We start from the raw sequence: 23,175 nt of genomic DNA on the forward strand, positions 1-23,175 counted from the left end.
TAACCCCAATAAAATGACGTTTCATCGAAAGGAGGAAGCAGGTTATGAAGCTGCATCGAGCCATTGTAGTGGATGATGAAATTTTCACCCGCAAAGGGCTGATTCAACTTGTCGATTGGGAAATCTGTGGCTTTGAAATCGTGGGTGAAGCTGATAACGGTGAGGATGCGCTGGAGCTAATCAGTCGTCTTCACCCAGACCTGATCATTACCGATATTCGTATGCCTGTGCTGGATGGATTAGAGCTGATTCGATCTGTACTCGAACGGAGTACCCAACATCCTGCTTTTATTATCATGAGCGGCTACAGTGATTTTGCTTATGCGCAGCAGGCACTCCGCTATGGAGTTCATGATTTTATACTTAAGCCGGTTGATGATGAGGACTTTTCGGCTACACTGCGCAAGCTGAGTGAAAGATTGCACCGTGAACAACAGAACGCGCAGCGATATCAGAACCACCTTACAGGCGGGCTGCTAGAGACGATGATGATGAACCCAGTGGATGATGCAGTGGTGACACATTGGGAGCAACAGTTGCGGCTTGGAGAAGCCACGTATATGTACTATGTACTCGTCGAGCTGAACGATCAGCATCCTTGGCACTCCGGTGACGATGGCGTCATGCTATCACTTTTCCAGTTCAGGGAACTTATAGAGCAAGCGCTTCATCGTTTAATGGGCAGCAAGTACCCTCTCTATGTCCATGAGCATCGTAACCGGATTGGTCTTATCGTACCGGACTTCTTTTTAGAGTGTTTTGAAGCCAAGGTGGAAGTTTTTATGAAAGCGCTACAACAGGAGATAGAGGGGATGGAGTCACTAAAAGACCGGTTGGGAAGTCGGGTGTTCGTTTATGCGGGAAGTCCTGTGAATCAGTTGCGGGATATCCAGCAGTCCTATGCCAGTGCAAAGGAGGCAGTGCTCCATAAATACATTCATGACCATAGTGGTATTGTTGTCTATCTGCAGGGAGAAATGCCACCCCTCCACTATAGGACCATTCGTCAGGACGTACTCGATAGCTTGACAGAGCAGATCGAGGAACTCCAATTGGAAGAGCTGCGTGCGACCGTAGATTATTTATTTAGCAGCTTTCGGGAAGAGCATTATGCCCCTGAGGCTATGAAAATGAGTCTGCATCAATGCGTTCTTAGTATCGTGCGGGTCATTCAAAACATGCAGGGAAATGAGCGCTCAATTCAGTCGCTGGAACCGATGATCAACTGGCAGGATATGAATCTGTCGCTGGGTGAACTCCAGCGATTGTTTACAGCCTTTGCCGAGGAAAGTGGAAAATATATTGGGACGCTGCGCAAGGAATGTCAGCAGGGAGGAATCCAGCATATCCGTGCTTACATTGAGCAGCATGCTGACGAGAATATAAGTCTGAAAAATATTGCGGCCCGCTTTTACATGAATCCGGTATACCTCGGTCAATTGTTCAGAAAAACATACGGTGTGTACTTTAACGAATTCCTGCTGAAATTACGCATTCAGGAGGCGAAACGCCTGCTACGGCAGACGGATCTGCGTATATATGAAATTGCGGAGCGCGTGGGCTTCGGCAGTTCAGACTATTTTGTGACTCAGTTTGAAAAGCTGGCGCACGTCACGCCAAGTGAATACCGCAATAGCCTGAGTGTTGGGTACGAGCCAGAGAGGTCCGGCGAATGAAGAGGCTGAGAACTATCCTGGATCATATACGGCTGCGAGATAAAATGCTGCTGCTTTATTTCCTCTGTGTTTTTACACCTATAGTGCTGACCAATCTGATCTTTTACCATGTTACCTCGCAAAATGTGAAGGAACAGCGTATTCAGGATATTACGCGCGCACTGGAACAAATTAAAATTGAATTTCACCGGGAATTTGAAGATGCGATGGAAATCTCGTCTATCTTTTATACCGATTATCGACTCAATGAGGTGTTGGAAGAAACATATCCCCACCCTGCTGACTATATTGCTGTTTATGACTCTTATTTACGTCGTATCTTAAACAATACGTACAGCCCTGTGTACCAATCCGTAGGTGGAATTACGATCTACACTGATAATTCAACGCTGCTGAATTCCGGGGGAATCAGCTTTATAGATGAGAGGGTCAAAAGCTTCCCCTGGTATACCCAAATCCCGCCTGGACGCCAGTCCAAGCCTATATTTGTCCGTACCGACGACAGTACCGACGAGCAGACACACCCCTTCAGCCTGATTCGACGGATGAACTACTTTTATTCCCCAAGTGGTCGTGAAAAAATACTAAAAATAGAGCTGCGAATGTCGTCCATTCGGGAGATTTTCAATAACCTGAATTTACAGGGGAGTCTCTTCCTGCTTAACGAACGGGGAGAAATTGAATACACAAATGATCCCAAGGTGGATATAAACCATAAAAGCGTGGCCTATAGTACCCTCAAGCTGCCCGAGAACACCATGGAGTTCAAGACCAGTTATGTGCTTACGAATAATCTGAACGGCTGGAGCATTGTGGCCGCAGTATCAAGGGATGAAGTGCTGTATGAAATGCAGGAACCTCGCAATTTTGCGCTCTTGTTAACCTGTGTGAATATGCTGCTGCCCACCTTGATCATTATTTGGATTACACGTTCGCTGAACGTGCGGCTTCATCGCATTTTGAAACATGTGAAAAAGGTGAAAAATCAGCATTTTGAACTCATTCCAGGTATGGAGTCGAGTGATGAAATCGGACAGCTAACAGGTGAATTTAATCGGATGACGCTGAGAATCAAACGACTGATTAACGATGTTTATATGGCCGATATTCAGCGAAAAAATCTGGAGATTCAGCGTAGACATGCCCAGCTGAATGCACTTCACAGCCAGATCAACCCCCATTTTCTGTTCAATGCGCTGGAGACGATTCGCATGCGAAGCCTGATGAAGCATGAGGATGAGACAGCCCGCATTATTCATAACATGGCACGGATTTTCCGCAATTCGCTGGTGTGGAACAAGGATCGAGTTACTTTGCGGGACGAGTTGGAGTTGATCCGTTGTTTTCTGGAAGTCCAACAATATCGCTTTGGTGAGCGAATACAGTACGATGTACAGGCGCGCTCTGAAGACTTGGACAATCTGATTCCCAAAATGGTCGTACTGACGCTGGTTGAAAATGCAAGTATCCACGGCATTGAGCCGCTAAAGCATGGGGGACGCATTGAGATTCTTTTTGAGCATGAGGAAGGACGACTGATTCTAACGGTTCGGGATGATGGGGTTGGCATGTCTGTGGAACAGGTGCAGCGCTTATATGGTTACATGCAAAGGCAGGAAGAAATGGGTGAGCGTATAGGTCTGCAAAATGTCATCTATCGTCTAAAACTTTACTACGGGAAACGCTTTGAGCTCGCCATTCGCAGTGCACCCGGCGAAGGTACGGAGATTCGTATAATGATTCCTGCGGATCGGGACCTATAGTTTCCTAAGTAACACCTTTAGATTGACAGGTGAACAAAATGAACGGCATTTTATAAAATGAAAGTGCTTACAATTTAGGATGCGCGGGATTCTCGTTGTTCAAGGGGCGTGCGCATGATATTCACACATAATTGACAAAAGAGGCCGAAAGGGGAAGGTCTGGCATGACAAGCAAAAGGTTCGGAATCATCAGTCTGGTAATGGTTATGATGGCATCTATGATCACTGCTTGCTCAGGGAGCTCGGATAAGGAGCCTGCGTCGGGAGATAGCAAGGAGAAGGTCACGTTCACGTATTTTAATGCCACGGCGGGAAGAGACATTAATACCAATGAAACGCGGATCGGAAAAGTTTTGGAAGATCAGACCGGCGTGAACTGGAAGCTGGAGCATTTGGTAGGGGATTCGAATACGAAGATTGGCACGTTTATTGCAAGCAACGATTATCCGGACGTAATTGTACCGGATGGGACGATTGATAAACTGCTGGATGCCGGGGCTTTCATTCCCCTGAATGATTTGATCGACAAATATGGACCAAATATCAAGCGTGTATACGGACCCTACTACAACCTGATGAAAGCGGAGGATGGGAATATCTATTTCCTGCCGTTTAGCGCGGTGGTCGGCGATTATTTGTCTGCTCCTAACATAGAGCAGGGAGCTTTTTGGATACAGCGCAGAGTGTTGAAGGAGGCGGGATATCCAAAAATAAAAACGTTAGATGAGTACTTGGCTCTGATTCGGAACTATACGAAAAAGCATGCAGACGAGGGATTAACCGGGTACTTGGCGCTAACCACGCAGGATAGGTTTTATGCGCTTACGAATGCGCCGATGCATCTGGCAGGCTATCCCAACGATGGCGGCACAATTATTGATATGAAAACACACCAGGCGACGGATTATGGAGATAAGGACATCACTAAACGGTACCTGAAAGAGCTAAATCAGCTTAACGCAGAGGGCCTGTTCGATAAATCGTCCTTTGTGGACAATTACGATCAATATTTGGCGAAGCTGACCTCGGGCAAGGTGCTGGGCTTTTTCGATTACCGCTGGCAGGCAGGGCAGGCTCTAAATAACCTGCAGGAGGCTTCCAAGCGATCGGGTAATGATGATCTGGAATATGTAGGGCTGCCTGTTGTATACGACCGGAATATAAAGGATCAGTATCTTGATCCGTCGTCATTTGTTAATAACCGAGGCATTGGAATTACAGTCAGTGCCAAGGACCCGGTACGTATTATCAAATTTTTCAACAATCTGCTGACCGACGAAAACCAAGTGTTATCCAACTGGGGGATCAAAGGTGAAACCTATGATGTAGATAAAAATGGGCGCTTTTATCGGACCAAGGAGCAAATTAAAAAGACGGGTGAGGATGCGTTCCGTGACTCATTTGGGTTCAAATATTTTGAATACAGCTGGCCGCGATACGGTAACGGTTCTTCCTTGCCCGACGGCAACTCGGCTAGCCCCGGACGGCAGCCTGAGGTTGCGCGTATGTCGTATACCGAAGGTGATAAAAAGCTGCTAAAAGCAAACGGTGTAGAGTCCTTCTCGCAGATGTTTTCCGCACCTGACGAACGTCCATGGTTCCCAGCCTGGAGCATTCAGGTTGCCCAAGGCTCACCAGCGCAGATCTTTCAGCAAAAGAAAGGAGACCTGCAGCGCAAATATTTCCCGCGCTTGGTGCTGTCTGCACCAGCACAGTTTGATGCCATTTGGAATGAATACACCACCGAGTTTAACAAGCTGGATGTGAAGGCTTTTGAGGAACTGATCACGAAGGAGGTTGCCAAAAAAGTCAAGACGGTCGGGAAAAAATAAAGGAGGAAGCAGCTATGAGCTACACGTCACCGCCACCTGTTACGACCTCCTCGGGTCGTTTGCCGTCCTCACGGCGGACCGGCTTTAGGGGATTTATACACAAGCTGAACCAGCAGCGTGCACTCGTATGGATGTCCGTCCCTTTTTTAATCTGGCTGTTTATATTTAAATATTTACCTCTGTGGGGCTGGACGATTGCTTTCCAGGATTTTAAGCCTGCCCGGAAGCTACTTGATCAGCAATGGGTTGGATTGAAGCATTTTCGTTTTCTGTTCCAGGATGAACACTTTCTGCGGGTGATGCGTAATACGCTGGCGATGAGCTTTATTAACCTGGTGCTGGGCTTTGTCACCGCTATAGCATTGGCGATTTTGCTGAATGAGCTTCGCCAGCTCGTATTTAAACGGGTGGTTCAGACGATCAGCTATTTGCCACACTTTATTTCTTGGGTGGTCGCGGCCAGCATCATTAGTACTGCACTGTCTGCGGACGGCGGTATCATCAATGAGGTGCTGATGTGGCTTGGGCTGATTAAGGAACCTATTCTGTGGTTAGGTGAGGGAAGCTACTTTTGGGGTATTCTCGGTGCGTCGGAGGTATGGAAAAATGTCGGCTGGAATACCATCATTTATTTGGCCGCGATGACCATGATTGATCCCTCGCAGTATGAAGCGGCCGAGATAGACGGAGCAGGACGGTTTCAGCGGATTTGGCATGTGACATTACCAGGATTAAAGCCTGTATTTATCATCCTGCTCATTATGAACATTGGCAACCTGCTCGAATCAGGCTTTGAACCTCAATATTTACTGGGCAACGGCATGAACGTGGATTACTCGGAAAATTTGGATATTTTCGTACTGAAATATGGTATCCAGATGGGGAACTTTTCGCTTTCCATTGCTGCCGGAATGTTCAAAACGGTGGTTAGCTTCATACTGTTGTTTAGCGCCAATTATATTGCGAAGCGGTTAGGGGAGGAGAGGTTGTTCTAAAAAAAGAGTGAGTTTCTGGGGAGGGCTCGTTGTCGCTTCGCGTGCAAATTGTTCTTCCGAACGCTCCGCTTCTTCAGAACAATTCCGCCCGCTCCGCTACTACCCGCCGTAAAGTCACTTTTTTTAAGAACTGAGGGTAGTGGCAGGGAAGAGCTTAAGAAAGGCGCGTGACTCGCGCCTCCTTGTAATAACTGCGTCATGATGGTTGGCTCAGCTTCGCTATCGCCATTAGAGGATGTCTTTGGGAATGGGCTATTCGAGGCGATAGCAGGAGTGCGTGCTTATGCATACTACAGGTGCAAGTCTGTGGATTTTTAACAGGCCGCTTCGCGGACCTCATCAAGACCTTAAGTGCTGGGCTAGGCGATGTTTCAGAAAGGAGAGGAAGTCATGGGCAAAGGGAAGGCCGTACATGGGCGATTTCGGGCGCCCTTGGATCGGATTTTTGATGCGTGCAATGTTGTGTTTATGCTGTGCCTAATGGTGTTCACGCTGTATCCATTTTTAAATACGTTGGCGGTTTCATTAAATGAAGCGAATGACTCCATTCGGGGTGGAATTTATTTGTGGCCGCGTGAATTCACGTGGAGTAATTATGAATTTGTATTCAAGGAAGCGACGATTTTCCATGCTACGTTGATTTCTGTATTACGTACGGTCGCGGGTACAGTGACCTCGGTGTTTTGCTGCGCGATGGTGGCGTATACGATCAGCCGGCCGGAATATGTGCTGCGCAAATTTGTTTCGATTGCTTTTATTTTGACGATGTATTTTAGCGGTGGCTTGATCCCCAATTTTCTCTTAATTCGTGAGCTTGGGATGCTGGGAACCTTTTGGGTGTACATCGTACCGGGGTTAATCGGGGTGTTTAATGTAATAGTCATTCGCTCCTTTATTGAGGGCTTGCCAGAGGGGATTTTGGAGTCGGCGCGTATTGACGGTGCTGGGGAGTTTGCTACTTTTATGCGTATCGTTTTGCCACTGTGTGTGCCGGTGCTGGCAACGGTGTCGTTGTTCACGGCGGTCTCGCAATGGAATTCATGGTTCGATGTATTTTTGTACAATTCGTCGTATGAGCAGTGGAGCACGCTCCAATATGAGCTGATGAAAATTTTGCAAAATTCCAATACGTCCGTTAACGCTCAGGATTATGCCAGCCAGTTTTCAGGGTCAGAAAATCTGGCGAAGGCGGTTACGCCTACCTCTATTCGTGCCACGATGACGATTGTCGCCTCAGTCCCTATTATTTTAGTCTATCCGTTTTTACAAAAATACTTTGTGAAGGGTATGACCTTGGGAGGCGTGAAAGGATAGTAGATATTTTACATTTATTCTAGGAGCCACTTTTAATCCGCAAGTAACTGAAATCCAAGGGTGCCAAATACGAATTCAAAAATTTGAGTGCAGGAGGGACTGCTTTGCGGTCAGGTTGGTATACGCCTTTTTGTCTGGTGCTGGCTGGAGTGCTGTTGTTATCGCCTATCGGATGGTGGGGAATGTCTGTAGCGAAGGCAGCTCCATCTGTGGAACATTCTCCGTCGGTTTCGAACACGGTGCTATCGGCAGGGAAGATCATTGGAGCGTATGGATTTGAGCAAGGAAACAGTGACGGCTGGAAGCCACGGGGAGCTTATACCCAAATTGCATCCGTCACGGAAGTGGCATATGGCGGTACGCACAGTCTGAAGGCAACCGCTCGTACGGCGGCTTGGAATGGAGCAGAGTTAGATGTGAAGCCACTGTTGCTGCCGGATGTGGAGTATGAAATTAGCGGATATGTGAAACTGGACGGCAATGCTGCAATTCCAAGCGTGCTTAAGTTTACGATGGAGCAGCAGCCGACAGGCGGGACTACAGCATGGAAGACCCTAGCTCAGACGGAGACAACAGATACATCGTGGATCAAACTCCAGGGGAGATATACTTTTACCGGGGAGATGAATGCATTGAAGCTGTATGTGGAGAACTCGAATTCTGCTCAGGCTTACTATGTGGATGAGGTGGAAATCAGGCAGGTTTCAGTAACACCAACAAATCCTACAAGTGGGATCGTATCCGGATTCGAAGACGGTACAGCCCAAGGATGGGTATCCCGCTTGGGAGACGAGACCGTGCAGGTCTCGAATGCCGATGCACGGACCGGCTCATACAGTCTGCTGACAACGGGCAGACAAAAGGCATATGCCGGACCCAAGCTGGACGTGACTGCCACAATGCAAAAAGGCAACCGATATACGGTCAGTGCCTGGGTGAAGCTGGCTCCGGGTGAGCAGCCTGCTAAGGTAAGGCTCAGTGCACAGCGTGATTACCAAGGCCAAAGTGCATATGAAACGGTTGTAGGCGATACGGCTGTCACGACAGGGGGATGGGTGCATTTGTCTGGTACGTATACGCTCGCACATGATGCAGATACCGTTTCTATGTACCTGGAATCGCCAGAAGGGACGTCTTCCTTTTATATGGATGATTTCGAATTGTCGCTGGTGCCGCCGCTGGCGATTGAAAAGGACATACCTGCTTTGCATGGATTATATCAGGGACAGTTCAGCATCGGCACAGCGATTGAGGCTTTCCAGACCGAAGGGGCTTACGGAGAACTAGTACAGAAGCATTTTAAAAGCGTCGTTGCAGGGAATGCGATGAAGCCTGTCTCCTTGCAACCATCTGAGGGGCAGTTTCATTGGGAGGAAGCAGACCAAATTGTGCAATTTGCCAGACAGCACGGATTGGGAATTCGTTTCCATACGTTGGTGTGGCATAACCAGACTGGAGATTGGATGTTTAAGGACAAAAATGGACAGCCGATGACGCAGACTGCTGAGAATAAAAAGCTTTTGCTGGACCGCCTGGAGACGCATATTCGCGCCGTTGCGGCCCGGTATAAAAATGTCATTACCGATTGGGATGTGGTAAATGAGGTCATTGATCCTGATCAGCCGGACGGCATGCGCCGCAGCAAGTGGTATCAGATTACAGGAACCGATTATATTGAAAAAGCGTTCCGTGTCACGAGGGAAGTGGCAGGGCCGAACGCGCGATTGTTCATTAACGATTACAATACCCATGAACCGAAGAAACGCGATTTTCTGTACAATCTGGTGCGTGATTTGCTTGCCAAAGGCGTACCTATTGACGGCATAGGTCACCAATCGCATATCCGCTTGGAGTTTCCTGCCATAGCCGAAATTGAGCAATCCATCGAGAAGTTTGCTTCACTTGGGCTGGATAATCAGATCACGGAGCTGGATATGGGCCTTTACTCTAATGATACGGATCGCTACGAAACGATCCCTGAAGCCATGCTGATTCGGCAGGCTCATCGTTATCAGGCGCTGTTCGATATGTTTACACGACAGCAGGACCATATCAGCAATGTGACCATTTGGGGGACAGATGATGGCAATACGTGGCTCAGTACGTTCCCGATTGCCCGGTTGGATAAGCCGCTGCTGTTCGATGAACGGTTAAAGGCCAAATATGCATATTGGGCGCTGGTGGATCCATCCAAAGTGCCGCCGCTACCAGCAGGGAGTAACGAATAAATGATTTGAGACAGAGGAGTAGAGCTGTTCAAAAGGAGAGCTGAAGCTATGGCTACCTTGCGCTATACGAATCCGGTTGTCCCCGGATTTTATCCTGATCCGAGCGTGATACGTGTCGGAGAGGATTATTACATGGCGACAAGCTCATTTGAATACATGCCGGGGTTGCCGATTTTTCATAGCCGAAACCTGACCGATTGGCGGCAGATCGGGCATGCATTAAATCGGCGCAGTCAGATTGATTTGTCCACACGGAAGAGCTCAGAAGGTATATATGCGCCCACATTGCGCTATCATCAGGGTGTATTCTACCTGATTACGACAGATGTGATGGGGATAGGCAATTTTTATATTACGTCTGTGAACCCTGTGGGACCTTGGTCTGATCCGATCCGTATTCCTTACGGAAATATAGATCCGTCCCTGCTATTTGATGACGACGGGAAAGTGTATGTTACCGTACAATCCGGGGCAGATGCCGAGTCGCATATTATTCAGTACGAACTGGATATTGCTACAGGCCAGGCATTGACCGAGCCTGTGGCTATTGCTCATGGAGATGGCGGCGTATGGACCGAAGGGCCGCATCTGTATCACATCGACAGTCGTTATTACCTGCTGTGCGCCTGTGGCGGCACGGGGCGTGATCATCGTACGCTCGTGTATCGGGCCAATAGCCCGTATGGTCCATTTGAACGGATGAAAGAGCCCATGCTTCAGAATGAATATCCAAACTTGTGCAGACAAGAGAATCACCTCATTTAATACAAAAAAAAGCAGGCTGCTTACATGCTCGGACATGTAAGCAGCCTGCCTTGTTATCGCAAAAGAAAAAGCAGTTTTATTCCAAGTTGGCGTGTTGACCATACATGGATTCGGAGGTCAGCTTGCGCAGCTTCATCGTTCTGAGCACCAACGCATCTCCATACAGCAGCAGAGTTTGCTCAAACAGTGAGCCCATGGGTTGAATGGTCTGGTAATCCTTGTTGGAGGGGTCCTTGGGTGCGCCGGGCAGCTTTACGATGATATCGGCCAGTTTGCCGATGGTGGACTCGGGGGCAGTGGTAAGCAGCGCCAGTGAGGCCCCGAGTTTCTTCGCTTTGTCTGCCATGGAGACTAAGCTTTTGGTTTCACCAGAGCCTGAACCGATAATCAGCAGATCTCCCTCGCTCAAGCCAGGGGTTACGGTTTCCCCAACTACGTAAGCTTGAACCCCCATATGCATCAACCGCATGGCCAGCGAGCGAATCATGAACCCTGAGCGCCCCGCTCCTGCTACGAATACCTTATTCGCAGCAGCGATGGAGTGGATCAACTGTTCTGATTCGGTATCGCTGATTAGCTGTGGAACGAATTGCAGCTCCTTGATGACCTCAGATAAATATTGAGAGGTTTCCATTGGATTAACCTTGTTTGATGAGCTGCTGCATTTGCGAAGCTACAGCCTTTTTGTCGTCTTCGCCAGTGATACCGCCGCCTACGATAACCAGATCCGGTTGAGCTTTTACCACTTCAGCCAATGTACTCAGCTTGATGCCCCCAGCTACGGCTGTTTTGGAGTTTTTTACGACTTTTTTGACGGTTTGCAGTGCTTCGAACGGACTTTGACCTTCCGCTTGCAGATCGTAGCCTGTATGCACACAGATGTAGTCAACGCCTAAAGCGTCGATTTCTTTTGCACGTTGCTCCAGGTTTTTAACACCGATCATGTCCACCAGGATTTTTTTGCCGCCCTGTTTCTTAGCTTCTTCTACAGCACCTTTGATCGTTGCATCTTCAGCTACAGCCAAAATCGTCACGATATCTGCACCAGCCTCGGAAGCTTTCAGCACTTCATAGCCCCCTGCGTCCATAACTTTCAGGTCAGCCAGCACTTTTAGATTGGGAAATGCTTCTTTCATTGCTTTTACAGCATGAAGTCCTTCATTGATGACAATCGGCGTACCGATTTCTACGATATCAATATACGATTCTACTTCTTTTACCAATGCGATACCTTGCGGGATATCTACCAAGTCTAAAGCCAATTGAAGTTCCATGTTATTAACTTCACTCCTTAAGTGAATTTGTATTTTAGTGAACAGGTACATGCTTTGTTGAGTCGTACTTATACTTTGTTTTCATGCACAGGTTTGATTGTAAGGCCCCGGTATTCGGTTGAAAAGTACGCACTAATTCGTAACGTAGTTACCCTGGCGATACTATAGACCATGAAACCACCCATATGAGAGCCAATATTTTGTCTTCTTTAGCATTATTTCGATAATGAAAATCATCTATTCGTAACCAGTAGAATATACACATCCATGTCAGGTTGCAAAAGTATGAATGTACCGATGATTGAATTGACTTCAAGTTAGGTTTTGACTATATTTGTAATATACTGGTATGCAAAAAAAGGGAGTCTAACAGCATAACTACCCTGAAGAATAGCCACTAGGCTAGGGGTGACTTTAATTTTCAGGATAGGGAGGCGGGGTTTAGTGGAAGAGGTCCTGAACCACAGGGAAGCTATTTATTTGTTGTCGGACAGCCACGAACTCGATAAAGCTTGTGAGTTGTTTAGAATCAGCTACACACATAATGATTGGGATGAAGCGAACAAGGTTGCGGATTATCTGCATTCGTTGGCTGAAAGCCTGTACCACACCCAACTGAGAAATGCTGCGGACGGCAAGTACGAGACATTGAACACCAAACACCCGCTGGTGTTTTATTATGCTTACAGCTATCTGGCAAAATCAATTTATTATCAGAATATGGGCCAGTATGAGGAAGCCAGAGATTATATTATGAAGTATAGCGAAATGGGTTGGTTTATGGGGCTGGATCAAAGCGGTCACGAAGAAGTAGAGAGATTCCGTTTTCTCGCCAAGGCCAATTTATATACGATTGATTTACTTTCGGGGAAGAAGGAACTTTTACCAGAATATGTTCAGTTTCTTCACGACAATGACGAGGAGCTACTCCCGGGATTGGTTGGTATTGCTGAAGCAGCTAACTTGAACAATTGGGACATTGACGACCTGCTGAACGAGTTTGCCGATGATATTGAGATATTTGAAGGTTATGAAGATAGAGCCAACCGCGTATATTATTTAAAACTGGTCAACCAATTAGCTATTTACCAGTTGAAAAAGAAACAGTACATCGTTGCCTTGAATTATATCCTTGTTTCTCTGCAATTCTCTATTGGTGTAGAAGCCAATACTGATTTTAGGACACTGGTTGCACTGTTCGAGACTTATCGAGATTTGGCAACCCTGTCGCAGCAAGAGCAATACCAAACTATTTTATTAAGGGGGCTTCATAATGAAAAAGGCATTAATCTCGATAACTATGGTCTTAGCGTTTCTTAGTGTTGCTCTTCCGGTAGGAAATACATTGGGACAGTTAGACCCCGTGTATCCTTCGAATCATGGTGTTTTTTCTTATATTGCTTGAGTTTAGATTTGGATTGTTAGACCCAGTAGGGATTTTGTAAATAAGGGGAACGCACTTTTACGCCATTTGCGGATCAGTGCGCTCCCCTTTCTCATGCCAATAAACAATATTAGTTATTTTACAATATAGGAAGTCAGGTTCTCGGCCAGATGTCGCATCGTTTCGCTCGCCTTTTGCATACGCTCCATGACTTCGGTGAAAGAGCCTACCAGAGTCGCCTGCTCTTGAGAAGAAGCAACAATTTGCTCTATTTCCTGCTCCATCTGACGAATGGAGTTCTGTACATCCTTAAGGGCTCCCTCAATATCGACTGTCGCTTTTTTGGACTCTACAGATAGCTTGCGTACTTCTTGAGCAACGACACCAAAGCCTGCTCCTGCTTCTCCGACACGTGCGGCTTCAATCGCGGCATTCAATCCAAGCAGGTTGGTTTGATCGGAAATTTCCTTGATAAATACAGCGACCTGATTAATTTTACCCGAGTTTTGTACGGCAAATTGGGTGTTCTTCAAAATGTGTTCACTGGTAGCTTGTAGCTCCTCTGAATGTGCTGTTACATGCTGCACCATTTCAATGAGCTGCTCGGTAATGGAGTGGTTTTCAGATACGATTTGATCCAGCTGATTTCTGTTGGTCAAATTATAGGAAGCGGCAAACGCTGCAATGACGTCCCCATTATCATCAAGCACAGGAATACTGATCATATCGAGAGGATATCCCAGAACTTCAGCTGGAATGTGGGTCAAGCTGGCCTCATGTCCATTTTTAAGCATGGCGAAATTTTTGTAGCCCTCAAGTAGCTCCGAGCCGGTTTCAAAGCCAAGATTCATACCCTCTGATTGGGTATAAGCCAGAACGTGAGTACGGTCGAAAAGAGCAAGGGTTACTTTCTCCCGCATAATCTGTTGTATGTAGGGAATGGCTGCAATTAATGCATCTATTGTATTCAAGTGGATTACCTACCTTTCTTTACTAAATATATTTTTTATAGTCCTATATATTTGTCGGTCTAAAGACGGATAAAAGTTATAAAAGTATTGAGAATTTAAAGAAAATTCAGAAAAAAAGGCATATCGTTTCATAATAGAAACGATATGCCTTCCGATTTAATTTGAACGTGTCAGTGCTGTGTATAAGCGGCTTACTTGCCACGCTGCTCGAACAATTGTGCAATCCCCACAATAACCTTGGTTGCAAGCACCATGTTATCCACCGACACATACTCGTACTTACCGTGGTAGTTCTCCCCGCCTGTGAAAATATTCGGTGTAGGCAGTCCCATGTAAGACAGCTGTGAACCGTCTGTGCCTCCACGAATCGGCTTGATAATGGGTTCAATATTCAGCTTCGTCATTGCTTCATGAGCGATATCGACGATATGCTTGACAGGCTCAATTTTCTCTTTCATGTTGTAATACTGGTCTCTCAGCTCCAGTGTAATACGGTTGTCTCCATAGGCAGCCTGGAGCTCTTTTACGATATTTGTCAAATAAGCTTTCCGGTTCTCAAAGCTCTCACGATCAAAATCGCGGATAATATAGTATAGTTTGGCTTGTTCTGCTGTGCCAGTAGACTCCAACAGATGATAGAAGCCATCGTACCCATCTGTATATTCCGGGGCTTCATTCACAGGTAATCTACTGTGCAGTTCCATAGCGATTTTGGCAGCGTGGATCATTTTGTTTTTAGCCGTACCGGGATGTACATTTACACCATGAATGGTAATATGAGCAGCCGCGGCGTTGAAGCTCTCATACTCCAGCTCTCCGAGCGGTCCGCCGTCTACCGTATAAGCATATTCAGCGCCAAAAGCGGCTACATCAAAGCGTTCAGGTCCTCTTCCAATCTCTTCATCCGGTGTAAAAGCAACGCGAATTTTGCCATGTTGAATTTCGGGATGATCAATCAGATAGTGGATTGCTGTCATGATCTCTGCGATGCCGGCTTTGTTGTCTGCACCGAGCAGGGTGGTGCCATCTGTTGTGATCAGGGTGTGGCCTTTATATTGAGTCAATTCGGGAAACTCACGTGGAGAAAGGACTACACCAAGTGAGGCATTCAGCGTGATATCGCCCCCATCATAGTTCTCCGTCAACTGTGGCTTTACTCCTGCGCCAGTTAGTTCAGTAGCCGTATCGAGGTGTGCCAGAAAACCAATGACGGGCACTTCTTTATCCGTATTGGAGGGAAGGGTTGCCATCACATAACCATGATCATCAATGGTTACGTCTGTCATACCGATGGCTTTCAGTTCGTCTACCAGGAGGTTGCCCAATGTGAGCTGTCCGGGTGTGGTGGGGCATGTGTGGCTGCTTTCGTCGGATTGGGTATCTACCTGTACATATGTAGTCAGGCGGTCAATCAGTTCCTGTTTCATGTGGTTATCCTCCTTGGGTCATTTCCATTATGGTACGTATTTTATCATGATTAGGCTTATGATATGAAAAAAATGGTTTAACCTTTCAGAATGAAAGGTTGTTTGTAGCACATATAGAGAGATGTTAATCTATGAGTCTTTTAAATTGTGTCTTATTACTGAGTCACTTAACGTTACGTTCATAGATTGGAAGCATAGAATACACTATCAAACGCAAGGGAGGTGAATTCTATGGCGATCCTTTTACCTTCGCAAATTTACAATCTTGCTGCTGGTGTAGGTAAGTCCTTTTTTGAAAACCTGAGAGGCGGTAGTAATGCTACAATTACCGTTAATAATTTCGGTGCCAATCCGGTGGATCTTGTGGTTACCCGTGTCAATGCTCCTGTGATCACTTATACTATTCCGGCGGGCAATAGTCTGACGTTAGAAGTTGCCTTGCTGCTGGTAGCTGCTCTCCAAGCTACTCCAGTTGGAGCAGTAACAGGTAGCATCCAAATTGCTACTGCTGATTTTTAATCTGTAACGACTTGACCCTCTAACTCTAGCTTTGCTGAAAAGCAAGGTTAGAGTTTTTTTATTGTTTGAAATTTTCTGAAACTTTTCTCAGGTTGTACCGATATATACATATGGCATCGTAAATAACACATCGAAAAGGAGTACCCTGTATGAGCTTTAGCAACCCGGTTTTACGTGATGACATCTTTTTGCGTGAAGATGAAAGAGAAGCTAGCGAACAACGTATGACTATCGGAGGAACGGTGAACAAAACGTTGCTTCTGCTAGTCCTGCTCATCGTCTCTGCCAGTATTACCTGGTATATGACCTATCAAGGAACCATAGAGGTGCTATCGTTGATGACGGCAGGCTTTATTGGGATGGCAGGCATAGCACTTTCGATATCCTTTTTTCCCAAAACGGCTCCATTGCTCTCTCCTGTATATGCGATTCTGAGTGGCTTTGCTTTGGGTGGCGTTTCCGCTTTTATGGAATATGAGTACCCTGGAATTGTAGTTAATGCCATTTTGCTGACAGTGGGTATCTTGTTCTTGATGCTCTTTATGTATACACAACGAATCATCAAGGTGACACGTGGCTTTATCTCATTTGTTGTCCTATGTACGATGGCGATTTTTCTAGTGACGTTGGTTGATTTTATTTTGAATTTTTTCGGTATGAATGTTCCGTACATCCATGAAACGGGCTGGGTGGGTATTGGTATTAGTTTATTTATCGTCATCATTGCCGCTTTGAATCTGCTCGTAGATTTTAATTTCGTTGAGGAACAAGCTGATCAAGGTGCACCCAAATATATGGAATGGTATGGCGCTTTTGCATTGCTGGTAACGTTAGTGTGGCTATATGTACGAATATTGGATCTGCTAGCCAAGTTGAGCAATAGGGACTAAGGTCTGCGATTACTTCATATGGTTAAGTAGAATGAGAAGAAGGACGGCTGAATGTCGTCCTTTTTGTATGCAAGAAGCGGTTTAAAAAATGCATTTTACGTTAAATACATAGAAGTTGGGTAAAACATAGAGGATAGATAGGTGAGGAGTGAGGTATATGTATCAAGTGGTGTTGGTGAGGCATGGAGAAAGCGTGTATAACCAACAAAACCTGTTTACAGGCTGGACGGATGTCGATCTGACTGAGCAGGGAACTCATGAGGCTATCGAGGCAGGACGTATCCTCAAGGAGGCTGGGTATACGTTTGACTTGGCATTTGCTTCTGTGCTAAAACGTTCTATCTGCACGTTGTATCATATCTTGGATGAGCTGGATCATCTGTGGATACCCGTGCAGAAGTCATGGAAGCTGAATGAACGCCACTATGGTGCGCTTCAGGGGCTTAGCAAACTGGATTCCGCCGTGCAATACGGAGAGGAACAGGTTCATATTTGGCGACGTAGCTTGACGGTGCGACCTCCTATGTTGGATGCGCAGGATGAACGGAGTCCACATCGAGAAGAGCGTTATCGCCATATTAAGCCAGAGGAGCTTCCGCTCGGGGAAAGTCTGGAAGACACGGTGCATCGGGTTGGTGGGTTTTGGAAGCAACGGATCGTGCCGTTGATTCTTAAAAAGGACCGGGTTATCATTTCAGCACACGGTAATACCTTAAGGGCCCTGATCAAGTTTATGGAAAATTTGGATGAAGCTACTCTGCTGGATTTAAACATTCCGACAGGCATTCCACTGGTGTATGAGCTGGATGAGCATATCGATCCTATTCGGCGCTTCTATCTTGGTGATCCGAGTCATGTAGAGGCAAAGAAACAGGCTGTGGCCAACCAAAGCAAGGTGACGGAATGACTTTCCATACAACAAAGAGGACAGGGCGCCTTCTTGCATCCTGTCCTCTTTGTGTTGATATACATTAAGCGTTCGCAGTATCCTCTGCATCCAGGCTGTCTTCCTCAGTAGGAAGTGCCCATACCGATACACTGCCGGCACGAACGGGAAATGTGCCGTAGCCATCCTGTTCGATTTTTACGGTATGATCGTGATGCCCGGTCAAATCGATCCATTTTTCCCCTGCACGTTGTTTACCTACAAACATGCGCTTTTCCCCGTCATTTGCGTTAGTGATCACCACAGCACATCCAGAGCCGTGTAGCTCAGGAATGCCCTGACGAACCCATCCAATCGTATGGGGATCATCAAAATAATCTTTTTGCTCACCATAAGCTTTGTGGTATCGGGCATATAGGAGCGGGTCTAGCTCAGCCTGCTTGCCTTTCACAGGCGTTTGTCCCTGGATACCGTAGTAATCACCGTAGAATACGCAGGGATAACCATCTTTGCGCAGTAGGATGAGTGCATAGGCACTGGGCTTAAACCAGTCCTCTACCCAAGATTCGAGCGCTTCGTGCGGCTGGGAATCATGATTATCGACAAAAGTAACCGAGTTCAGGGGATGGGTATGAACCAGCGTATCCTCGAAAATGGTGCTTAAATCGAAATCCTTACCACCCAAGGAAGCGCTATGTAGTTTGTAGTGGAGGGATACGTCAAACAGGTCGATTTTATAATCGATGGTATCCAGAAACTTTTGGCAAGATTCTAGATCCGGTTTCCAAAATTCGCCTACCATATAAAAATCCTGCCCACGCTTTTTAATCATTTCTGTAGCAAACTCTCGTACAAATTCATGATTAATATGCTTGATCGCATCCAGACGGAATCCGTTGCATTGTAGAGTATCCACCAGCCATTTGCCCCAGCGGATCATTTCCTTGCGCACATCCTGATGATTATAGTCAATATTGGCGAACATTAAATAATCATAATTGCCGAATTCATCATCTACATTATCGCTCCAGTTTTTGTTTTTACCTAAAATACGATAGATTCCTGTCCGGTCCTGACTTGCATCGTAATCCGTTCCATTAAAATGTTCGAAGTTCCATTGAAATGTGGAATACTTACCTTGTCGGCCGGGGAATGTAAATTTAGTCCAGCCTTCGATATCAAAGGGCTCGGAAATGACCTCATTACGATTATCCGGGTTGACCTCGACGACTTTGAATACTTCGGTTTCATCCGCACCAGCCTTATGGTTCATGACCAGATCGACATAGACGGCTACGCCGTGGCGAACGCAGGATGCGACAGCTTCCAGCAGGTCTTCCCTGGTTCCGTATTTGGTGCGCACTGCACCTTTTTGGTCAAATTCGCCCAGATCGTAAAGGTCATAGACGCCGTAACCCGTATCCTCAGGAGATTGGCCTTTGGTGACAGGTGGAATCCATATCGCGTCAATTCCTTTGGCCTTCAGTTCCGGTGCCAGGCGGGCAAGCTTTTTCCAGTGAGAACCGTCAGCTTTGACATTCCACTCGAAAAATTGCATCATCGTATGGTTCCTTTTCATGTGCGTCCCTCCTTCATATATAACAAGTTACCCACCAAGTGAGGGGGGCTAAACGTCTGATGGCCAATATGATGTTGATGAAGAACATGGATCGCTGTATAGCGTATGCTAAATCATTAAAATTTGTTATACATTGAGTGATCACAACGACTCGATGGCTAGAAAAAGAAACGTGAAAACGGTAAAATGAATCTAACTTAGCAATAGTTCGGATTTCGGGCAAACCATAAGCTCGACCAAGAGAGGGAAGGAGGGATGAACGTGACAGACCTGCAGCAGGATAAGGATGAAGCGAGAGAACCGCTGATGAAAAAATGTACGTATTGTCAGGAGACAAAACCATTAACGGACTTTCAGCGCAGAACCGGTCGCCGGGCTGGGCCTTATTCCCGGCGTGGTCCTTGCCGTTCCTGCCGGGGGTTAGCCCCGCAAGAACGGGCGGTTACGTCCGCTCCTTCCCATGAGGAAACGAAGCCCTTGGCTGCTCCTGTAGAGCGGCATAGCTCCGTAGCAGATACGGCTGCGTATCGTCTGGAAGCGTCCGCGCAGCCTTCTAATGATTCTCAACGCCCCCGTAGGAAGCCCGTCACGGACAAAGCGCGTGAGCGCCATCGGCAACGGGTTCGCCATTTGCTTAGCAGGCTGAAGCCTGCGGATACCCGTGCGTTGCGGCTTAATCGCAATGGCATGATTCGGCTAAGAGGCAAAACCGACCAAGGGAGACGCTGGCATCAGGAGATTGAACTTGATTTGGCGATGACTCTGGTCAGAGAACGCATGGCGGTGATTGTAAATCCGTACACGGTCCGCAGACTTTATAGCAACAAAGAATTCCGCCAATATGTGCTTAAACGTGACCGCTATACCTGCTTTTTTTGCGGTGGCTATGGTGACACGATTGATCATTTACTTCCTCGGGCTAAAGGTGGACACACCACGCCAGTAAATTGTGTATGCGCCTGCAACGAGTGCAATCAAGTTAAAGCTGCCCGTGATGTAGAGGAATTCATCGAGTCTGGTGTGCCATTGCCGATTCCGAATGATTTTGAGCCTCCCGATACTTCTGAGGACACCTTACGTACCTAGGACGATCTGGGGAATCGGCAACATTCCCTTAGTACAGTTCTACTTCAAAGCCGGATTCCTTCCAGGCTGTTGTACCGCCTTCGATAAAGGCCACATCGGTAAAGCCCATCTGTTGGAGTATATAAGCTGCCAGTGCGGCTTGTCCGCCTGCTCCGCAGGTGGTGATAATCGGGCGATTGCGGTCACGTAAGCGTTCATCACGCAAATCTTGTGGAACGCCTAGGTCAGCGCGGATGGGCAGCATGCCTAGTGAAATATTGGCGCTTCCGCGAATTAGGCCGCAAGCACCTGCATCATGAGAATCCTGTACGTCGATAACGAATGTATCCGGATTTGATTCAATTCGCTGACGTGCCTCCTGTGAAGTAATGCCCTGAACATGCTGCCTCGCTTCTTGAACCATATCTGCAAATGTTTTAGCCATCGTTCAACCCTCCGTAGGAATATGTTTTGTATTGGTTTTCATATTAATGAACAGAAACTCACTCTCTCTATTACCCATCTCTAGTATAAAATGCCCCTTTTTTAAGGTAAACTTAGACAAAAATCGTGCTTATTCTAGTTTTTATCTAAAATAACAATAAAAAATTTGCAGAAATTTGTGCAAATTTAAAATTTCTTCGACGATTGGGTTGTGAAAGGTGTAATATAGAGGTATAGGGTTCCGTTTCGTCCTGTTGTAGTCACGAGGGAGCGCTTCGTGAGATATTCCGCAGCAGTAACAACAACAGAATAACGTCCAAGCAATATACAATTGGCATCTGCGATCATCAGTCTTGCCCTTTAGGGTATAGGCCGGTTTAAGCTGTGCTTCTTGCATGTTTAAGGGCGAATTCATTGAACGTTTTATTGCTAGAGTTTATGATACAGGTTACGAGAAAGGAATGGACTTCTATTTTCACAGTAAAGGAGGACGTTCACGCATGTCTGAAAACCAACAAGAGGTGGCCGTAACACAAGAAGCTACCAAAGAGTCTCGGGATGTATTGGACCAATTGATGAAACCGGAGGTTCAGCAATCGCTGACCGTACTGGTAGAGAATCTGCCAAAGTTGACTGAGATGGTTACTTTTATGACCGATGCTTATGATGTAGCACGCAGTCTGGCAACTGACCCTGTCTTTATCGGAGATATGAAAAACTCCATGGGAGAGTTTGTGAAGCCTGTTACAGATTCGGCTAAAGGATTGGCTTCTGCTGCAATTGAAGCAAATGACCGTGTACAAACTACGGACGGCAGTGTAGGTCTGTTTGGCCTGCTCAAAATGCTTAAAGATCCTAATGTACAAAAAACGCTACGTTTCAGCCAGGCTTTCCTGGATATTCTGAATGAGCGCCAACGCGAAAGCAAATAATTACCTGATCGAGAACGGAGGATGGACATGTCGAAGCAAATTTTGATCTTGGGCGGCGGATACGGCGGATTGCTGGCCGCTCTTACAGCACGCCAGCATATGGACGCTAGCCAAGCAACCATTACAGTGGTAAACCGCTTTGCGTCGCACCAAATTATTACGGAACTGCACCGTTTGGCGGCAGGTACTATTGCCGAAAAAGCTGTGGCGCTTCCTTTGGAAAAACTGCTGCGCAACAAAGATATTATCCTGAAAGTGGATACTGTTTCCGAAATCAAGCCGGACGATAAGAAAGTAACCCTGGCCAGTGGTGCTACGTTGAGCTATGACGCTCTCGTTATTTCCCTGGGCAGTGAAACGGCATACTTCGGTATTCCAGGGCTGCAAGAACATAGCTTCACGCTGAAATCAGTAGCAGAAGCTAATCGCATCCGCGCACATGTGGAAGCTCGTCTGGATGCTTACAAGCAATCCGGTAACAAAGCGGACGCTACAATCGTTATCGGTGGTGGCGGTCTGACTGGTGTTGAGCTGGTGGGCGAATATGCTGACAAACTGCCTGCAGTTTGCCGTGAAAAAGGCATCAACTACGAAGATATCAACTTGTATTGCGTAGAAGCTGGACCATCTATTTTGGCAGGCTTCCCTCAACCATTGGTTGATCGTGCAGTAACAAGTCTTGAAAAACGTGGCGTTCAAATCGTAGCGGGTGTTCCGATTACAGAAATGAAAGCTGACGAAGTTCTCCTGAAAGACGGACGTTCGATCAAAACGAACACACTGATCTGGACAGGCGGCGTACAAGGTAATGCACTGGTTGGCGCATCCGGTATCGAAGTAAACCGTGGTCGCGCAACTGTGAATGGCGCACTGCAATCGACTTCCCACGAAGACATCTTCCTCGCTGGCGACAGCGCAGTAGTGTTCCCAGGTGAAGGCGAGCGTCCATACCCTCCAACTGCACAGTTGGCTTGGCAAATGGGCGAATTAGTTGGTTACAACATCTTCGCTTATTTCAACGGAGCGAAAATGGAACGCTTTACGCCAGTGTTCTCCGGTACACTGGGCAGCTTGGGAAGAACAGACGCGATCGGTACTGTAGGCGCGAATGGCACCCAACTGAAAGGCGCTGTAGCTACTTTGATGAAAGAAGGCAGTAACATCCGTTACTTGTCCCACATCAAAGGACTTTTTGCATTGGCCTACTAATATCTATATGGTTTATTAAAAG

At 46.7% G+C, this 23,175-nt stretch carries 20 protein-coding genes; 14 read left to right on the forward strand and 6 right to left on the reverse strand.

From position 1 onward, the window contains the following. The first annotated feature begins 44 nt into the window (after positions 1-44). The 7 genes from C0638_RS08935 to C0638_RS08965 all read left to right on the forward strand — a co-directional run bounded on the left by C0638_RS08935 (position 45) and on the right by C0638_RS08965 (position 10,573). Positions 45-1,676 (forward strand): response regulator, encoded by a 1,632-nt coding sequence (locus C0638_RS08935; RefSeq protein ID WP_058711038.1) that lies wholly within the window; start codon positions 45-47, stop codon positions 1,674-1,676. Beyond that, complete coding sequence (locus C0638_RS08940) at positions 1,673-3,439, forward strand: sensor histidine kinase (RefSeq protein ID WP_058711039.1); 1,767 nt, start codon at positions 1,673-1,675, stop codon at positions 3,437-3,439. Before C0638_RS08935 ends, C0638_RS08940 begins: the two co-directional genes overlap by 4 nt. A 164-nt stretch (positions 3,440-3,603) precedes the next feature. After that, a complete protein-coding gene (locus tag C0638_RS08945) occupies positions 3,604-5,271 on the forward strand; it encodes an ABC transporter substrate-binding protein (protein ID WP_013373663.1) in 1,668 nt (555 codons plus the stop codon). Between the two features lie 14 nt (positions 5,272-5,285). Continuing rightward, positions 5,286-6,266: an ABC transporter permease gene (locus C0638_RS08950; protein ID WP_058711040.1), complete on the forward strand. Its 981-nt coding sequence runs from the start codon at positions 5,286-5,288 to the stop codon at positions 6,264-6,266. 390 nt (positions 6,267-6,656) lie between these two features. Then, positions 6,657-7,580, forward strand: a complete 924-nt coding sequence (locus C0638_RS08955; protein ID WP_058711041.1) for a carbohydrate ABC transporter permease — start codon at positions 6,657-6,659, stop codon at positions 7,578-7,580. Between the two features lie 104 nt (positions 7,581-7,684). Further along, positions 7,685-9,808, forward strand: coding sequence for an endo-1,4-beta-xylanase (locus tag C0638_RS08960; protein WP_058711042.1), 2,124 nt, complete (start codon positions 7,685-7,687; stop codon positions 9,806-9,808). 48 nt (positions 9,809-9,856) lie between these two features. Continuing rightward, on the forward strand, positions 9,857-10,573 hold the full coding sequence (locus C0638_RS08965; protein ID WP_102163447.1) for a glycoside hydrolase family 43 protein: 717 nt from the start codon (positions 9,857-9,859) through the stop codon (positions 10,571-10,573). Between the two features lie 76 nt (positions 10,574-10,649). Here C0638_RS08965 and hxlB read toward each other — a convergent pair whose 3' ends face one another. Together hxlB and hxlA are read right to left on the reverse strand one after the other, a co-directional pair. After that, the gene (hxlB, locus tag C0638_RS08970) at positions 10,650-11,207 is read right to left on the reverse strand and encodes a 6-phospho-3-hexuloisomerase (protein ID WP_040102597.1); all 558 of its coding nucleotides are present in this window, start codon (positions 11,205-11,207) and stop codon (positions 10,650-10,652) included. Between the two features lie 4 nt (positions 11,208-11,211). Continuing rightward, positions 11,212-11,847, reverse strand: a complete 636-nt coding sequence (hxlA, locus tag C0638_RS08975) for a 3-hexulose-6-phosphate synthase (RefSeq protein WP_013312540.1) — start codon at positions 11,845-11,847, stop codon at positions 11,212-11,214. 444 nt (positions 11,848-12,291) lie between these two features. Here hxlA and C0638_RS08980 point away from each other — a divergent pair, with 444 nt between their 5' ends. Next, positions 12,292-13,167 (forward strand): hypothetical protein, encoded by an 876-nt coding sequence (locus C0638_RS08980; protein ID WP_040102598.1) that lies wholly within the window; start codon positions 12,292-12,294, stop codon positions 13,165-13,167. 198 nt (positions 13,168-13,365) lie between these two features. Here C0638_RS08980 and C0638_RS26035 read toward each other — a convergent pair whose 3' ends face one another. Together C0638_RS26035 and pepT are read right to left on the reverse strand one after the other, a co-directional pair. Continuing rightward, positions 13,366-14,202 (reverse strand): methyl-accepting chemotaxis protein, encoded by an 837-nt coding sequence (locus tag C0638_RS26035; RefSeq protein WP_058711044.1) that lies wholly within the window; start codon positions 14,200-14,202, stop codon positions 13,366-13,368. Positions 14,203-14,393: 191 nt separating this feature from the next. Beyond that, positions 14,394-15,629 carry a peptidase T gene (gene pepT / locus C0638_RS08990; protein ID WP_013373656.1) on the reverse strand — a complete coding sequence of 412 codons (1,236 nt, stop codon included), beginning with the start codon at positions 15,627-15,629 and terminating at the stop codon, positions 14,394-14,396. Positions 15,630-15,860: 231 nt separating this feature from the next. On the opposite strand from pepT, the gene C0638_RS08995 reads away from it, so the two are divergent. From C0638_RS08995 to gpmA, 3 genes are all read left to right on the forward strand, one after another. After that, the gene (locus C0638_RS08995) at positions 15,861-16,148 is read left to right on the forward strand and encodes a hypothetical protein (RefSeq protein ID WP_013373655.1); all 288 of its coding nucleotides are present in this window, start codon (positions 15,861-15,863) and stop codon (positions 16,146-16,148) included. A gap of 149 nt (positions 16,149-16,297) precedes the next feature. Beyond that, on the forward strand, positions 16,298-17,038 hold the full coding sequence (locus C0638_RS09000) for a Bax inhibitor-1/YccA family protein (RefSeq protein ID WP_013373654.1): 741 nt from the start codon (positions 16,298-16,300) through the stop codon (positions 17,036-17,038). A 157-nt stretch (positions 17,039-17,195) separates the two neighbouring features. Continuing rightward, complete coding sequence (gene gpmA / locus C0638_RS09005) at positions 17,196-17,945, forward strand: 2,3-diphosphoglycerate-dependent phosphoglycerate mutase (protein ID WP_058711045.1); 750 nt, start codon at positions 17,196-17,198, stop codon at positions 17,943-17,945. A gap of 64 nt (positions 17,946-18,009) precedes the next feature. On the opposite strand, the gene C0638_RS09010 is transcribed toward gpmA, so the two are convergent. Next, a complete protein-coding gene (locus C0638_RS09010; protein WP_058711046.1) occupies positions 18,010-19,503 on the reverse strand; it encodes an alpha-amylase in 1,494 nt (497 codons plus the stop codon). Between the two features lie 261 nt (positions 19,504-19,764). Here C0638_RS09010 and C0638_RS09015 point away from each other — a divergent pair, with 261 nt between their 5' ends. Continuing rightward, positions 19,765-20,589 carry an HNH endonuclease gene (locus C0638_RS09015; RefSeq protein ID WP_058711047.1) on the forward strand — a complete coding sequence of 275 codons (825 nt, stop codon included), beginning with the start codon at positions 19,765-19,767 and terminating at the stop codon, positions 20,587-20,589. 28 nt (positions 20,590-20,617) lie between these two features. Here the strand turns inward: C0638_RS09015 and C0638_RS09020 are convergent, their stop codons facing one another. Further along, positions 20,618-21,013, reverse strand: coding sequence for a rhodanese-like domain-containing protein (locus tag C0638_RS09020; protein WP_016822691.1), 396 nt, complete (start codon positions 21,011-21,013; stop codon positions 20,618-20,620). Between the two features lie 499 nt (positions 21,014-21,512). Here C0638_RS09020 and C0638_RS09025 point away from each other — a divergent pair, with 499 nt between their 5' ends. After that, positions 21,513-21,944 (forward strand): DUF1641 domain-containing protein, encoded by a 432-nt coding sequence (locus C0638_RS09025; protein ID WP_013373648.1) that lies wholly within the window; start codon positions 21,513-21,515, stop codon positions 21,942-21,944. A 27-nt stretch (positions 21,945-21,971) separates the two neighbouring features. Then, positions 21,972-23,153 (forward strand): NAD(P)/FAD-dependent oxidoreductase, encoded by a 1,182-nt coding sequence (locus C0638_RS09030; RefSeq protein WP_013373647.1) that lies wholly within the window; start codon positions 21,972-21,974, stop codon positions 23,151-23,153. Positions 23,154-23,175 lie beyond the last annotated feature (22 nt).

The sequence above is a fragment of the Paenibacillus sp. lzh-N1 genome (assembly GCF_002872435.1).
GTDB lineage: Bacteria > Bacillota > Bacilli > Paenibacillales > Paenibacillaceae > Paenibacillus > Paenibacillus polymyxa_C.

Coding starts and splice junctions, on each gene's coding strand:
- C0638_RS08955 (WP_058711041.1), top strand. CDS start 6,657: ATGGGCAAAGGGAAGGCCGTACATGGGCGATTTCGGGCGCCCTTGGAT.
- C0638_RS08935 (WP_058711038.1), top strand. CDS start 45: ATGAAGCTGCATCGAGCCATTGTAGTGGATGATGAAATTTTCACCCGC.
- C0638_RS08945 (WP_013373663.1), top strand. CDS start 3,604: ATGACAAGCAAAAGGTTCGGAATCATCAGTCTGGTAATGGTTATGATG.
- C0638_RS09025 (WP_013373648.1), top strand. CDS start 21,513: ATGTCTGAAAACCAACAAGAGGTGGCCGTAACACAAGAAGCTACCAAA.
- C0638_RS08965 (WP_102163447.1), top strand. CDS start 9,857: ATGGCTACCTTGCGCTATACGAATCCGGTTGTCCCCGGATTTTATCCT.
- hxlB (WP_040102597.1), bottom strand. CDS start 11,207: ATGGAAACCTCTCAATATTTATCTGAGGTCATCAAGGAGCTGCAATTC.
- gpmA (WP_058711045.1), top strand. CDS start 17,196: ATGTATCAAGTGGTGTTGGTGAGGCATGGAGAAAGCGTGTATAACCAA.
- C0638_RS09030 (WP_013373647.1), top strand. CDS start 21,972: ATGTCGAAGCAAATTTTGATCTTGGGCGGCGGATACGGCGGATTGCTG.
- hxlA (WP_013312540.1), bottom strand. CDS start 11,847: ATGGAACTTCAATTGGCTTTAGACTTGGTAGATATCCCGCAAGGTATC.
- C0638_RS08940 (WP_058711039.1), top strand. CDS start 1,673: ATGAAGAGGCTGAGAACTATCCTGGATCATATACGGCTGCGAGATAAA.
- C0638_RS09000 (WP_013373654.1), top strand. CDS start 16,298: ATGAGCTTTAGCAACCCGGTTTTACGTGATGACATCTTTTTGCGTGAA.
- C0638_RS09020 (WP_016822691.1), bottom strand. CDS start 21,013: ATGGCTAAAACATTTGCAGATATGGTTCAAGAAGCGAGGCAGCATGTT.
- C0638_RS08950 (WP_058711040.1), top strand. CDS start 5,286: ATGAGCTACACGTCACCGCCACCTGTTACGACCTCCTCGGGTCGTTTG.
- pepT (WP_013373656.1), bottom strand. CDS start 15,629: ATGAAACAGGAACTGATTGACCGCCTGACTACATATGTACAGGTAGAT.
- C0638_RS08995 (WP_013373655.1), top strand. CDS start 15,861: ATGGCGATCCTTTTACCTTCGCAAATTTACAATCTTGCTGCTGGTGTA.
- C0638_RS09010 (WP_058711046.1), bottom strand. CDS start 19,503: ATGAAAAGGAACCATACGATGATGCAATTTTTCGAGTGGAATGTCAAA.